Origin of the sequence: Limnochorda sp., assembly GCF_047459355.1 — a bacterium.
Classification (GTDB): domain Bacteria; phylum Bacillota; class Limnochordia; order Limnochordales; family Limnochordaceae; genus Limnochorda.
This window is the reverse complement of the sequence record NZ_VSCV01000018.1, coordinates 34,385-48,839: the sequence shown is the minus strand read 5'-3', so window position 1 is coordinate 48,839 and position 14,455 is coordinate 34,385. Positions and strand designations below refer to the sequence as shown.

The 14,455-nt window shown below is 71.2% G+C and carries 9 protein-coding genes and 1 pseudogene; 4 read left to right on the top strand and 6 right to left on the bottom strand.

Annotation, left to right across the window (positions count from 1 at the left end; all coding sequences use genetic code 11):
- The 6 genes from FWJ67_RS07655 to FWJ67_RS07630 all read right to left on the bottom strand — a co-directional run.
- On the bottom strand, positions 1–1,015 hold a 1,015-nt coding region (locus FWJ67_RS07655; protein WP_414482678.1), incomplete at its 3' end, for a TolC family protein.
- 107 nt (positions 1,016–1,122) lie between these two features.
- Entirely contained in the window at positions 1,123–2,289 is a 1,167-nt protein-coding gene (locus FWJ67_RS07650) for a TolC family protein (protein ID WP_414482679.1), read from the bottom strand.
- Positions 2,289–5,420: an efflux RND transporter permease subunit gene (locus tag FWJ67_RS07645; RefSeq protein WP_414482677.1), complete on the bottom strand. Its 3,132-nt coding sequence runs from the start codon at positions 5,418–5,420 to the stop codon at positions 2,289–2,291. The genes FWJ67_RS07650 and FWJ67_RS07645 overlap by 1 nt, the downstream gene beginning before the upstream one ends.
- 6 nt (positions 5,421–5,426) lie before the next feature.
- Complete coding sequence (locus FWJ67_RS07640; RefSeq protein ID WP_304172664.1) at positions 5,427–6,746, bottom strand: efflux RND transporter periplasmic adaptor subunit; 1,320 nt, start codon at positions 6,744–6,746, stop codon at positions 5,427–5,429.
- A 224-nt stretch (positions 6,747–6,970) separates the two neighbouring features.
- Complete coding sequence (locus FWJ67_RS07635; protein ID WP_304172665.1) at positions 6,971–8,095, bottom strand: rhomboid family intramembrane serine protease; 1,125 nt, start codon at positions 8,093–8,095, stop codon at positions 6,971–6,973.
- A gap of 178 nt (positions 8,096–8,273) precedes the next feature.
- Positions 8,274–9,494: an S-layer homology domain-containing protein gene (locus FWJ67_RS07630; protein ID WP_304172666.1), complete on the bottom strand. Its 1,221-nt coding sequence runs from the start codon at positions 9,492–9,494 to the stop codon at positions 8,274–8,276.
- Positions 9,495–9,817: 323 nt separating this feature from the next.
- Between FWJ67_RS07630 and polA the strand changes: the two genes are divergently transcribed.
- From polA to FWJ67_RS07610, 4 genes and pseudogenes are all read left to right on the top strand, one after another.
- Complete coding sequence (gene polA, locus FWJ67_RS07625; protein WP_414482676.1) at positions 9,818–12,580, top strand: DNA polymerase I; 2,763 nt, start codon at positions 9,818–9,820, stop codon at positions 12,578–12,580.
- 10 nt (positions 12,581–12,590) lie between these two features.
- Entirely contained in the window at positions 12,591–13,400 is an 810-nt protein-coding gene (gene mutM, locus FWJ67_RS07620) for a bifunctional DNA-formamidopyrimidine glycosylase/DNA-(apurinic or apyrimidinic site) lyase (RefSeq protein WP_304172668.1), read from the top strand.
- A gap of 38 nt (positions 13,401–13,438) precedes the next feature.
- The gene (coaE, locus tag FWJ67_RS07615) at positions 13,439–14,062 is read left to right on the top strand and encodes a dephospho-CoA kinase (protein WP_304172669.1); all 624 of its coding nucleotides are present in this window, start codon (positions 13,439–13,441) and stop codon (positions 14,060–14,062) included.
- A pseudogene (locus FWJ67_RS07610) lies at positions 14,034–14,381 on the top strand (methylglyoxal synthase); the annotation flags it as partial. The gene coaE and the pseudogene FWJ67_RS07610, both read left to right, overlap by 29 nt.
- Between the last annotated feature and the right edge of the window lie 74 nt (positions 14,382–14,455).

Sequence of the window (14,455 nt, the reverse complement as noted above, 5' to 3'; positions counted from 1 at the left end):
GCTCGACCTCGGACTCCACCCGGGTGAGGGTGGCTTGGAGGAGGGCTCGGTCATCCAAGGACAGGCTGAGGGAGTTCTCGGCTCCCTCGGGCGTGTAGCTCGCCTCCAGGGAGAGGCGGGGCCGCTTCTGGATCCGGGCCTGCTCCACCTGCAGCCGGCTCTGCTCCAGCCCCAGCCGGGCTTGGACCAGCTCGGGCCGGCCCGCCCGGGCCTGGGCCTTCAGCGCCTCCGGGTCCAGGCCTGCCAGGAGCGCGTCGGCCGGCAGCTGGCTCAGGGGCTCCAGGGCAGGAAGCTGCTCCGGCCGGGGCACGCCCATGATCTGGTAGAGGGCCTCCCAAGCCAGCTCCAGCCCGTCCTCTGCCGCCTGGCGGGCCTGCCGGGCCTGGAGCGCGCCCGCCTCCGCGGCCAGCCTGTCCAGCTCGGTGGCCACCCCCAGCTCCACCCGGTCCTGCACCACCCGGAGGGCCTCTTGGGCGTTCCGCTCGAGGAGCCGGGCCCACTCCAAGGTGGCCTGGGCCTCCAGCACGCTCAGGTACGCGTTCTCCACGTCCCGCAGGAGCTGGGCCCGCTCCAGGGCCTCCTGAGCCCGGGCCACCTCGGGCGCGAGGCGGGCCTGCTCCAGCTGGATGCGGCTCTCCCCCAGAGGCCAGATGAGCTGGGTGTAGCTCATTCCGACGGCTCCAGAGGTTACGGAGTCGCCGTGTGTTGCCAGCGAGTGGCTGGCGAGGTTGGGGTCCTTGCCTCCCAGGCCCGCGGGGAGGTCGCTGGTGGTCTGCTCTGAGATGGTCCCAAACACATCAACCCGCGGCTTCAGGAGGCTCTCCGCCTGGTCCACCTGGGCCAGGGCCTGGCGGGCGCGGCTCTGGGCAATGCCGAGGCGGGGGCTGTGCTCCAAGGCCAGCTCCAGGCTCTCGGCCAGGGTCAGGACCGGGGTCGCCTCGGGCTGGCTGGCCGCCGCCGGGCTCACCGAGAGAAGGCCCGCCAGGACCACCAGAAGGGCGGTGCACACCGCCACCAGGGCAAGCGGCCTGCCCGCAGGCCACAGCCGCCGCGCCCGGGGGCGAGCGTGTCCACCCCGTCCGACGAAGCGGGGCATCACAGGCGCCTCCATTGGTCCGGTCCTCATCGCTCAGACCCACCCTCGGCCAGGGCCCGGGCCACCGCGTGGGCGTACCGCACCTGGGCCTCCCGGTGATCGAAGCGGGCGTTGACCAGGTTGGTCTTGGCCTGGATGAAGGCCGTTTGGGCGCTGAGGAGCTCCAGGTCCGTGGCCACCCCCGCCTCGTACATCGCCTCGGTGATCCGCAAGCTCTCCTCCGCGGCGGCGACAGCCTGCTCCAGCACCTCCACCTGGCGCTCCGCGTCGAGGAGGGTCTGGTAGAGCTGGCGGATCTCCAGGGTGATGCCATCCCGCACCTGCTGGAGGGCCAGCTCCGCCTTGCGCAGGCCCACCCGGGCCCGCTCGTGGCTGAGGCCGGGGGTGTAGTCGTTGTCCGTCAGTTCCACCGACGTGCGGGCCGCCTCAATGCCCGCCAGGGCCTGGAGGACCTCCACCCGGTTCTCCAGGGCGAAGGCCAGGTCTGCCTCCAGGTCGATGGGGATGGGCTCCACCTCCACCGGCTGGCTGGCGGGGCGGATGGGCGTGTCCAGGTCCACGCCCAGGGTCTGGCGGAAGGCGAGGAGGGCCAGCTGGACCGCCCCCTCCACCTGGAGGAGCTGGGCCCGGGCCGAGGAGAGCTGGCTTTCGGCCCGGATGGCATCCACCGGCGCGGCCGCGCCGGCCGCGACCCGATCCTGGGCCACCGCCAGCTGTCGCTCCGCCAGGGCCACCCCTTCCCGGGCCACTTCCGCCAGGTTCTCCGCCCGCAGGACCCCGTAGAAGGCCTGCTCCACGCTGAGGCGCACCTGGCTCCGGGTGAGGATCAGGTTGCGGCGGGCCAGCTCATACCCCGTCTCGGCCTGCAGGAGGGTGACGGGGTTGGGCTGCATCAGGTGCCGGGCCCGGGTCTCCTCCAAGACCAGCCGGGCCTCTTCCAGGTCGGCCTCCGCCTGGCGGATCTGGGCGTTCCGCTCCAGGGCCAGGGCGACGGCCTCCTCCAGGGTCAGCTCCCGCAAGGCGCCGGCCCCAGCGTCGGGGCTCCCGGCGGAAGCCGGGCTGGGGGCGCCCGCCTGGCTGGCCGCCGGCTGGGCGGCCAGGCCCAGGGCCAGGAGGACCGCCAGCAGGGTCCAAAGGGTCGTCCCGCCTCGACGACCAGCGTACCAACGAGCCATCCCATGCCAGCGACGCATCACGCTCTCGACTCCTCTCCAACAGTCTGGTGGCCACCAGGCACGGGCCCGGGCAGCTCCCGCTGCGGCTTCCGGCGGGAGAACCGCCGGCCCAGGTCGTCGGTCCACTGGTAGGCCAGCGGGATGATGAACAGGGTGAGGAAGGTGGCGAAGGTGAGACCGAAGACCACCGCCACCGCCAGCGGCGCCTGGATCTCCGCGCCCTCGCCGATCCCCAGGGCCAGGGGCAACATGCCCAGGATGGTGGTGAGGGCCGTCATGAGGATGGGGCGCAAGCGGGTGCGGCCCGCCTCAATGAGGGCCTCCTCCCGGGCCATCCCTTCTCGCCGCAGGAGGTTGACGTAATCCACCAGGACGATGGCGTTGTTCACCACGATGCCCGCCAGCAGGATGATGCCGATGAGGGAGGGCACGTTGATGGTGTGGCCCGTCACCCACAGGCCGAAGAGGACACCGATGACGGCCAAGGGCATGGTGAACATGACCGCCAGGGGATGACGGAGCGACTCGAACTGGGAGGCCATGATGGCGTAGACCAGGAAGACGGCCAGGATCAGGGCCAGGCCCAGCTGCTCGAAGGCCTCGGCCATCAGCTCCACCTGGCCGGTGTAGTCCACCTGGATGCTGGCGGGAATGTTCATCGCCTCAATCTCCCGCTGGACTTCCTGCATGACGCTCCCCAGGTCCCGGCCCACCACCTGGCCCGTCACCGAGATGACCCGGGCCTGGTTGCTCCGGTTCAAGGAGAGGGGGGCGCTGGTCAGGGTGAGGGTGGCCGCCTCGCTCAAGGGGATCATCCCCGCCACGGGCGAGGCGATGGGGATCCGGCTCAGGGCGTCCAGGTTCTGCCGGGCCTCGGGCACCAGCCGGACCAGCACGTCCACCTCCTCGCCGCCGCCCCGGAAGCGGGTGGCCACCTTGCCGTCCACGGCCGTCTGCACCGCGGAGGCGATCTGGGGGGCGGTGAGGCCCAGCTCCCCGGCCCGCTCCCGCCGGATCTGGACGGTGTACTCGGGCCGCTGGGTGTCGATGCTCGTCTCCACCTCCCGGGTGCCGGGGATGGCCCGGATCCGGGCGGCCAGCTCCTCGGCCACGGCCATGAGCTGCACCTCGTTCTCGCCCCGAAGCTCGATGGAGATGGGGCTGCCGCCCAGGCTGACCATCATGTTTGCGGCGGAGACCGAGTACTCGATGCCCGGCACCCGGCTGGCCAGCATGCGGATCTCCTCGGCCACCTCGGTGCTGGAGCGGGAGCGTTCATCCAAGGGGACCAGGGTGATCTGGAGGGTGGCCTGGTCGCCGCCCGTCCCGCCGCCGAGGCTGAAGCCCAGGTTGCTCGAGCCGCTCCCCATGGTGCTGTAGACAGTGGCCACCTCCGGGATGGCCCGGATCTCCGCCTCCAGCCGCTCCATCACCTGGGAGGTCTCCGCCAGGGGCGTGCCCACGGGCATGGTGACCGTCATGGTGATGATCCCCTGGTCCGTTTCGGGAATGAACTCGGCGCCGATGCGGGGCACCAGGGAGAGGCTGCCCACCACGGCCAGGGTGGTGAGGAGGGCCACCAAGCGCCGGTGGCGCAAGGTCCAGGCCAAAGCCCGGCCGTAGACGTCCTTGATCCGCTCCAGGGGCGTCCGGGTGGCGGGGGGCTTGGCCACCGAGGGGTCCGCCAGCATCCGGCTGGAGAGGAGAGGCACCAGCGTCACCGCCACCACCAAGGAGGCGGTCAGGGAGAAGGCGACGGTCAAGGCCAGATCCCGGAAGATCTGGGAGGCGATCCCCTCGATGAAGAGCACGGGGACGAAGACGGCGACGGTGGTGAGAGTGGAGGCGGTGATGGCCATGGCCACCTCCCGCGCGCCCACGTCGGCCGCCTCCCGGGCGGGCTTGCCCTCGGTCCGGTGGCGGAAGATGCTCTCCAGCACCACGATGCTGTTGTCCACCAGCATCCCCACGCCCAGGGCCAGGCCGCCCAGAGAGATGATGTTGAGGCTGATCCCGGCGAAGTAGACCAAGACGAAGGTGGCGATGACGGAGATGGGGATGGAGAGCACCACCACCAACGTCGCCCGCAGGTTGCGCAAGAAGAGAAGCAGGACCAGCCCCGCCAAGACGGCCCCCACCAGGGCGTTCTCCACCAGCTGCTGGATGGAAAGCTCGATAAACTCCGCCTGGTCGAAGACGGTGAGGAGCCGATACCCCGGCCCCAGGTCCGCCTCGATCCGCTCGATCTCCGCCCGGACCCGCCGGGCCACCTCGACGGTGTTGGCCTGGGCCTCCTTCTGGATGGAGAGCCCCACGCTGGGATTGCCGTTCAGGCGGGTGATCTCGGTGACATCCGCGAAGGTGTCCTCTACCCGGGCCAGGTCCCGCAGGGCCACCTGGGCGCCGGTGGCGGTGGGGATCCGCAAGGCCGCGATCTCCTCCACCGACTGGAACTCGCCTGAGGTCCGGAGGAGGTACTCCCGCCCGCCTTCAACCACCGAGCCCCCCGGCAGGTTGATGTTCTCCGCGGCCAGGAGCTGGGCGATCTGCTCCAAGGTCACCCCATAGGCCTGGAGCGCGCTGGGCCGGGCCAGCACCTGGATCTGCCGCTCCTGGCCGCCAGCGGTGCCCACGGAGGCCACGCCCTCCAACCGCTCCAGCCGGGGCGCCACCACGTCGACGGCCAGCTCCCGCAGGCGCTGGGGAGAGGCGTCGCCCTCCAGGACCAGGGCCATGACGGGGATCTGGGCGGGATCGAAGGTGACCACCATGGGCTTGTCGGCCTCATCGGGCAGGAAGCCGGAGACCAGGTCGATCCGCTCCCGCATCTCCAGGGTGGCGAAGTCCATGTTGGTCCCCCAGTTGAACTCCACCACGACGATGGACTGGCCTCTGGAGGAGGTGGAGTAGATGTTGGTCACGTTGCCCACCGTGGCCAGAGCCTGCTCGATGGGCCGGGTGACCAGGTTCTCCACCTCCCGCGGTCCCGCGCCCGAGTAGGACGTGATCACCGCGGCGACGGGGAACTCCAGGGACGGCAGGAGGTCCAGGGGCAGGCCCCGGAAAGCGACGAAGCCCAGGGCCAGGACCACCGCGGTGAGCATCAGGACGGTGATGGGCCGGTTAATGGACAAGCGGGGGAGATTCACGCGCCGTCACCTCCCGGTTCCGGTGCTGGCCGAGGTCGTGGCCGGCTCCTGGGCCAGCTGGAGGCGGACCCGCTGCCCCGGCTCCAAGAACTCCACACCGGCCGTCACCACGATGGCGCCCTCGTTCAGGCCCGAGCGGGCCTCCACCCAATCGCCGTCCCGGAGGCCCACCTCGATGGGCTGGAAGCGGACCACGTCCTCTTCCACCACGTAGACGCCCCGCTGCTGGTTCCAGGTGACCACCGCCCGGGCGGGCACGGCCAAGGCCTCCTCCACCTGGCGCAAGGGGAGCTCCACCGTCGCCGTCAGCCCGGCCCGCAAGCGCTGGTCCTCATTGGGCAGCCGGACCTCCACGCCGAAGAGGTTGGTTTGGGGGTCGGCGACGGGGTTGATCCGGTGCACCCGCCCGGTGAAGGCGCCTTCCAGGCCTTCCACCCGGATGCGAGCCGGGGCGCCGGGGGTGAGGGCGAGGACCTCCCGGCCCGGCACCCGGAGCAAGATCTTCAGCTCCTCCAGATCCACCAGGGTGAACGCGGGGGCCCCGGGCGAGAGGAGCGCGCCCACTTCCGCCGACCTCTGGCTCACCACGCCGGAGAAAGGCGCCTCCAGGAGGGCATTGGCCAGCTGGGTCCGGGCCAGCTCGAGGCCGGCCTCGGCCTGGCGCAGCTGGGCCTGGGCCGCGCGCACGTCTTCCTCCCGGGCGCCGGCCTCCACCGCCTGCAGGCGGGCTTCCGCGGAGCGGAGGGCGGCCTCGGCCAGGGCTGCCTGGGTGCGGGCGTTCTCATAGGCCTGGGCCGAGACCCCGCCCTTCGCGTAGAGGGATTCCACCCGGGCCAGCTCTGCCTGGGCCTGCTCCAGCTGGAGGGCGGCCTGCCGGACCGCGGCCTGGATCTGCTCCAGCTCCTCTTCTGTCGCCCCGGCCAGCAGCCGGTCCAGCTGGGCCCGGGCGGCGGCCACCGCCGCCTCGGCCTGGCGGGCCTGGACTTCCGCTTCCGTGGTCTCCAGCCTGAGGAGGACCTGGCCCGCCTCCACCCGGTCGCCCACGTCGGCCTCGATGGCCGCCACCCGGCCCGCGGCCTTGGGCGTCAGGGTGACCATCCGCAGCGGCTGGAGGGTGCCGTGGTAGGTGGCCCGTTCCACCAGGGGGCGGGCCTCCACCCGGACGCCCTCAACCAGCATGGGCTGGGTCTCCTGCGCGAGGAGGCGGGGTTGGGACGGACCTGACGCCGGAACCGCCTCTTCCGGCGGGGGTGATGACTGCAGCGCGATGACGCCCGCCGCCACCACCAGGACCGCGACGAGGGCTAGCCAAGGCCAACGCTTCACGTGAACCCCTCCTGCGTCGTCAAACCCATGGTCCTGCCCCCAGGGGCAGAGGCCTCAGAACTGACCGGTCAGCCACTGCGATTATACGTGGGAATGACTGGCGAAACAAGGGAAGGTTTCCTGAGCACCGGTGAGAACCGCTTCCCGGCCACCGTGCACGCAGCGGCTTTGGCCGCGGCGAAGGCGGCTCGAAAGGCACCGTCCCACCCTCGATACGGACGGTCTCAGAAGAGGGCCCGCAAGGCAGGGTTGACCGCGATCCAGAGGAAGCCCCCCATCACCACCGTGGCCAGGACGGCCAACCCCAAGGGGCCCGGGCGGCCGCTCCGGTACAGCGCGAGGGGCGACGGACCGGGGGGGCCGGCGATGAACCCCGCGGCGAACCCGCCGATCAACCCGCCCAGGTGGCCCCAGATATCGATACGGGGCATGACGAAGGTGATGAAGACATTGAGCAGGAGAATGCCCAGCACCCACTGGCGCACCGAGTAGGGGACGGCCTGGGGGCGGCGCCAGTGGGCGAAGAGCAGGTAGCCCAAGAGACCGAAGATGGCCCCGGAGGCGCCCACGCTCAAGGTGAAGGGGGAGAAGAAGAGGCTGGCCCCCGAGCCCATCACGGCGCTCACCAGGTAGATGAGCAGGAACCGCCGGCCCCCTACCATCCCCTCCACCAGGGGCCCGATGATGTAAATGGAGAAGGCGTTGGTGGCAAAGTGCATCAGGTTGGCGTGGAGGAAGGCGGAGGTGAGGAGGCGGTACCACTGCCCGCCCCAGATGCTGGGCCCGAACTTGGCCCCCGCCAGGAGCAGCCAGTTGCCCGAGAGCAGGTCCAAGACGAAGACCGCGGCGATGATGGCCAGCAAGGTCTGGGTCATGGTCCAGCCGGCGCCGAGGGTGATCCGCCGCCGGGGCCGGGCCAGAGGTGAGCCGGGATCGGCCGTCCGCCGCTGGAAGCGCTCCCAGTGACGCTGAAACTCAGCCTCCAGCCGCTCCAGCTCGGCCAGCTCCTCCCGGATGGCCTGCTCCCGCCGGGGCAGGGCGGCCCGGCGGGCCTCCAGCTGCCGCCGCCAGCGGGCCAGCTCCGCGACCGGCGACGGGTTGGGGTCGGCGGGTGCTTCGGGCGCGGGCGGGCTCTCGGAGAAGGTCTCCCTGCTGAAGATGTGGACCGGGAGCGGGATCCCCAGGCGCTCGGCCTGGCGGGCCACCTCCCGCCGACGCTCGACCAGTTCCACCTCCAGAAGATTGAGCCGGATCTCCTGCCGGGAGATCTGCCGCTCCTGCTCTTCCAGGCGCCGGCGCTGGTAGTCGAGCCACCGCCGGCGGAGGTGGTCTCCAATGGATGTGGCCACGTAAGCCCCTCCCTCTGGAGTGGTATTCTACCATAGAGAGATGGGGGCGGCGAGCTTTGGGGGGCGCTGGCGAGCCGGGCGGGACGAAACGAGTCGGGCAGCTCCCGAAGGAGCTGCCCGACGCGGGTGGGTGGGGCCGCCGGCTCCCCGAGCCGGGGCTGGGTTGGGCCGTTGGGCTTCAGCCCTCGGGGAAGAGGTACCGTCCGAGAATCTCGGCTGCCGCCTCCGACTGGGCGAGCTCTTGGGCCCGGGCCCAGTTGCCGTCCAGGAGGGCCCGGGTCAGCTCTTCAGGCAGGGCCAGGTAGGCGGCCACCGCCGCGGCCAGCCGCTCCTTGCCCAGCTCGGTCAGGGTGGCCCAGTCCTCCTGGAGGATCGCCTCGGCCTCGAAGGGGGTGGCGCCCCGCTCGATCATGAGGTCGTACAGGGTGAGGCGGAGCTCCTGGCCGGCCCGGGTCCAGTCGCCGGCGATAAGGGCCTGGAGCTGCTCCTGGGTGAGGAGCTTCCGGGCCACCTGGAGGGCCTCGTCGGTGATGCGGGCGGTGGACGAGGGGGTGGCCGCCTCCACCAGCCGGGCCCGGCCGTAGGGATCGGCGATCACCCGAACGGCCACCTGGCTCACCAGCTCATCGGCCGTCACCAGCTGGTCCCCCTGGATGAGCCGGGCATCCGAGGGCAGGATCAGGCTGCGGGGGCCCTCCTCGGTCTCCAGGACCAGGGCCTGGCTCTCGCCGTCGGCCTGGGTGAGGGTCCCCTCGAGCACCTCCAGGTTCAGGGAGCGGGCCACCATGTAGGCCGTCTCCGCCCGGGTCGCCTCCTCGTCGGGCTGGAAGCCTTCCTCCCGCACGTAGGGCGGCAGGATGCCCTCCTGGTAGGCGAGCTCCGCGGCGGCAAAGGCCCAGTGGTCCGAGCCCAGGTCGCTGAAGGTGGGCTCCCACCCGGCGGGCAGCTGCTCGGCCAGCCCATGGAGGCTGTTCACCGCCCGCTGGACCATGGCGGTCATCTCGGCCCGGGTGATCTGCTCATCGGGCCGGAAGGTGCCGTCGGGGTAGCCTTCGATGATGCCGGCCACCGCGAGCTTCTGGACGGCCTCCCGGGCCCAGTGGCCCTGCAGGTCGCGGAAGGTCGGGCGTTCCTCGACCGTCGGCGCCAGCTCAAAGGCCCGCGTGAGGATGGTGGCAAACTCCGCCCGGGTGATGGGCCGGTCCGCCTTGAAGGTGCCGTCGGGGTAGCCGGTGACGATGGCTTCTTCGGCCAGCTGGAGGATCTCATCCTCGGCCCAGTGGCCCTCCACGTCGGCCAGCTGCTCTTGGGCCTGGCCGGCCGGTGTCCCCAGGTTGAGTCCCGCGGCCGCCAGGACCGCCAGGACCACGAGCATGGCGAGAAGACGCGTCTTGTGCACGTTGGTATGCCTCCCCGATCCCCACCCCATGCGCCACAGGGAGGGTCCGCTTCAGCCAAAGCTGGCTGGGCAGGCTGGGGATGAACACCATCCTCCCTCCTGCGCTGAGGGAGGCTTCGTGCTCCCGTCCTGCGACCCTGCCAGCAATGGTCGGGAGTGGAGGGAGGGCATGGCCCATGGGGAGGGCCTTTCCAGCACCGGGGCCAGCCGGCAGAGCAGGGTTTGCTCGGAGGGTGTTGAATAGGGGACGTGTTCTCGCGGGGCACGGCCCGGGTTGGGCCCAGCCCGGGTGGCCGGGGCTCGCGAGGGCGAGGGGGAGCGTCATGGCCGAAGGGAACGGAAGACGTCGAGCCGGCAGGCTGGTCCTGGTGGACGGCCACAGCCTCATTCACCGGGCGTACCACGCCCTCCCGCCCCTCTCGACCCGGAGCGGCCAGCCCACCCACGCGGTCTACGGCTTCACCTCCATGCTGATCAAGCTCCTCCAGGAGGAGCGGCCCGAGTACATGGCGGTCGCCTTCGACATGAAGGGGCCCACCTTCCGTCACGAGGCCTTTGCAGCGTACAAGGCCCAGCGGGCCCCCATGGAGGAGGATCTGGCCTCCCAGATCCCTCTGGTCCACCAGGTGGTGGAGAGCCTCGGTTTGCCCATTTATATGGAGGAAGGCTTTGAAGCCGACGACTGTCTCGGCACCCTGGCCCGCCAGGGTGAGGCTCTGGGGCTGGAGGTGCTCATCGTCACCGGGGACCGGGACCTGCTCCAGCTGGTGAGCCCGTCGGTCACCGCCCTCTTGACCCGGAAGGGGATCAGCCAGCTGGACCGGCTGGACCCGGCGGGCGTGGAGGCGCTCTTGGGGGTGCCGCCCCAGCTCGTTACCGATTATAAGGCGCTGGTGGGCGATCCTTCCGACAACATCCCCGGGGTGCCCGGGGTAGGCCCTAAGACGGCCACCCGTCTCCTGGCCGAGTACGGCAGCCTGGAAGCCCTATTGGAGCAGGCAGGCCAGGTGAGGGGCAAGACGGGTCGGGCCTTGGCGGAGCACCGGGAGGCGGCCCTCCAGGGGAAGCTGCTCACCACCATCCGTTGCGACGTGCCCATCGAGCTCGATCTGGACCGGGCCCGGGTGGCGCCTCCCGAGGGCGAGCGGGTCCGGGCCCTCTTCCAGGAGCTGGAGTTTGGCTCCCTCCTCCGGCGGGTGGCGGAGCTTTTCCCGGGAATAGACCTGGCCCCAGGGTCGCCGGGGCCTGAAGGCGTGGCCGCCGGTTCAGGGGCGGCGGGCGGGCCCCGGGCGGAGGCCCTCCTCCTGGAGAGCCCCGAGGCCCTGGCCCGCTGGCTGGCGGCGCTCCCACCCCAAGAGCCCGTCGCCTTCGAGTGGCTGGTGGAGGGGAGCGACGCCCTGGCGGGGCCCTTGGTGGGGCTGGCCGTGGCCCGGCCCGGCCAGGTGGCCTTCCTGCCCCTGCCGGGCGAGCTCCCGGAGGATGGGCCTCTCCGGGAGCAGCTCGCTGCCTTCCTGGCGAGCCCCCGCCCCAAAGTGGTCCACGACGTGAAGCGGCAGATCCTCATCGCCGGCCGGTGGGGCCTCACCCTTGAGCCGCCCGCCTTCGATCTGATGCTGGCCGGGTACCTCCTCCGGCCGGGGGAGGGGGGCTACGAGCCCGAAACCCTGGCCCGCACCTGGCTGGGGGAGGAGCTCCCGTCCCTGCAGGAGCCGGCGGCGGGGCGGGGGAAGCGGCGGGAGCCCCTGACGGAGGTCGTGCCGCCGGTGCTGGCCGAGCGGCTGGCCGCCCGGCTAGGCCGGTACGGCGCCCTGCAGCGGCGGCTGGAAACCCAGCTTGAGGCCGATGGCCTCCTGGAGCTCTTCCGGGAGGTGGAACTGCCCCTGGCGTGGGTCCTGGCGGGCATGGAGGCCCGGGGCATCCGGGTGGATGCGGAGGTTTTGGCGGGCTTGAGCCAGGAGCTGGACGGCCGCATCGAGGCCCTGGCCCAAGGGATTTACGGGCTGGCCGGGGAGGAGTTCAACCTCAACTCCCCCAAGCAGCTGGGGGCCATCCTCTTTGACAAGCTGGGCCTGCCCGTTCTGCAGCGGACCAAGACGGGTCCCTCCACCTCGGCGGAGGTTCTGGAGGAGCTGGCCGAGCAGCACGAGATCGCCGCCTTGATCCTGGCCTACCGGCAGCTGGTCAAGCTGAAGGGGACCTACATCGACGCGCTGCCCGAGCTGATCCGGCCCGAGACGGGCCGGGTCCACACCACCTTCCACCAGGCGGTGACGGCCACCGGGCGGCTCTCCAGTTCGGATCCCAACTTGCAGAACATCCCCATCCGGTCCCAGGAGGGGGAGCGGATCCGGGGCGCCTTTGTGCCGGGCGAGCCGGGCTGGGTGCTCCTCACGGCTGACTACTCCCAGATCGAGCTGCGGGTGCTGGCCCACATCTCGGAGGACGAGGGCCTCATCGAGGCCTTCCGGAGCGGGGACGACATCCACACCCGGACGGCGGCGGAGGTCTTCGGGGTCCCGCGGGAGCAGGTGACGCCCACCATGCGGAGCGCGGCCAAGGCCATCAACTTTGGGATCGTCTACGGGATCTCCAGCTACGGCTTGGCCCGGGGGACGGGGCTCTCCCGGGCCGAAGCCCAGGCCTACATTGACGGCTACTTCGCCCGCTACCCCGGCGTGAAGCGGTACATGGACCAGGTGGTGGCCCAGGCCCGGGAGCGGGGCTACGTCACCACCCTTCTGGGGCGGCGGCGCTACCTGCCGGAGCTGCGCGCCCGGGACCGGGCCCGCCGGAGCTTTGGCGAGCGGACCGCGATGAACACGCCCATCCAGGGGAGCGCGGCGGACATCATCAAGCTGGCCATGCTCCGGGTGGACCGGCGCCTGAAGGAGTCGGGCCTGCAGGCAAGGATGCTCCTTCAGGTGCACGATGAGCTGGTCTTCGAATGCCCCGAGGAGGAGGTGGCAGGGGTGGCCCGGCTGGTCCGGGAGGCGATGGAGGGGGTGGTCACCCTGAAGGTGCCCCTCCGGGTTGACGTGAAGGCGGGCCCCAACTGGCTGGAGACCCACCCCGTGACCGATTCCTGAGCTGCCCGAGGTGGAGCGGATCCGGCGGGAGCTGGCCCAGGTTCTCCCGGGGCGGCAGATCGCCCGGTTGGAGCTCTTGGAGGAGCGCTTGCCCCAAAGGACCCGCCCGGAGGCCCTCCAGGAGGTGGTGGGCCGGCGGGTGGGGCGGCTCCGGCGGCGTGGGAAGTACCTTCTCATCCAGCTCGAGCCGGAAGGCCTGCTGGTCCTCCACCTTCGGATGAGCGGCCGCCTCCTTTGGCAGGAGTCGGGGGGTGAGGGGCCCGAACACCCCCATCTGAGGCTCAGGATCACCTTTGCCGAAGGTGGGCAGCTCCTCCTGGTCGATCCCAGGCGGTTTGCCACCCTCTTCTGGATCCCCCACGGCGACGAAGGTCAGGTGCCGGGGCTGGCGGCCCTGGGGCCCGAGCCCCTGAGCCGGGGCTTCACCAGCCGGCATCTGGGGGCGGCGCTGGCCGGGCGGCGGGCGCCGGTAAAGGCGGTCTTGCTCGACCAGCGCCGCTTGGCGGGCGTCGGCAACATCTACGCGGACGAGGCCCTCTTCCGGGCCGGCATCCGGCCCGACCGGCGGGCGGGCAGCCTGACCCCGGCGGAGGTGCGCCGGCTCCACCGCGCGCTGCGCCACGTCCTGCGGAAAGGGATCGAGTTGGGGGGCGTGACCGTCCGGTCCTACACGGGGATTGACGGCGCGGCGGGGCGGTTTCAGGAGACCTTGCAGGTGTATGGGCGCCGGGGCGAGCCCTGCCGGCGGTGCGGCGAGACGTTGGCCGGAATGCGGATCGGCGGGCGGAGTACGGTCTACTGCCCCCGATGCCAGGAGTAAGGGTCCAGCGGTCGGGGAAGGAGGGGTGGGCCCTGGGCGTGCGGGTTCTGGGGCTGACGGGCGGGATCGCGACGGGGAAGAGCCTGGTCGCCCGGACCTTTCAGGAGCTGGGGGCGGTTGTGGTCGATGCCGACGAGCTGGCCCACCAGGTGACGGCGCCGGGGGAGCCAGCTCTGGAAGAGATCCGGGAGGCCTTCGGACCCCAGGTCTTCACCCCTTCGGGACAGCTGGACCGGCGGGCCCTGGGGCGGGTGGTCTTTGGCAATGCTGAGCTGCGCCGGCGGCTGGAGCAGATCGTCCACCCCCGGGTCCGGGAACGGCTGGAAGAGGTGGTGGCCCGGCTCAAGGCGACCGAAGTGCCTTTGATCGTGTTGGAGATCCCGCTCCTGTTCGAGACGGGGGAGCCCCTGCTCCGCCTGATCGACCGGGTGGTGGTGGTGACGGCGCCGGAGGCGGTCCAGCTCCAACGGCTCATGGCGCGCAACGGTTTCACCGAGGAGGAGGCTCGGGCCCGCATCGGGGCCCAGATGCCCCTGGCCCTCAAGGTGGCCCGGGCCGATTATGTGATCGACAATGGAGGGAGCCCCGAGGAGACCCGGCGCCAGGTGGAGCACTTATGGGAGGCGCTGCGTCGTGAGAATTGCACTGATCGCCCACGATAAGAAGAAGGCGGAGATGATCGAGTTCGTCAAGGAGTACCGGGAGGTCTTGGCCCAGTACGAGCTGGTGGCCACCGGCACGACGGGGAAGCTGATCCAGCAGGAGACGGGGTTGCCCGTGGAGCGGATGCTGTCGGGGCCTCTGGGCGGCGACCAGCAGATCGGCGGCCGGGTCGCCTCGGAGACCATCGACGCGGTCATCTTCCTGCGGGATCCGCTCACGGCCCAGCCCCACGAGCCGGACATCACCGCGCTCCTGCGGGTTTGTGACGTCCACAACGTGCCGTTGGCCACCAACCGGGCTTCGGCGGAGTTGCTCCTTCTGGGGCTGGCCGTCGGCCTGCCCAAGCAGTGGCGGGCCCGCCGGAGCCAGGAGACCGACGACGGGGGCCCTGC

Bases quoted from the DNA above. Each gene is read 5' to 3' on its own strand.
- polA (WP_414482676.1), top strand. From the start codon at position 9,818: ATGGCCGAAGGGAACGGAAGACGTCGAGCCGGCAGGCTGGTCCTGGTG.
- FWJ67_RS07650 (WP_414482679.1), bottom strand. From the start codon at position 2,289: ATGCGTCGCTGGCATGGGATGGCTCGTTGGTACGCTGGTCGTCGAGGC.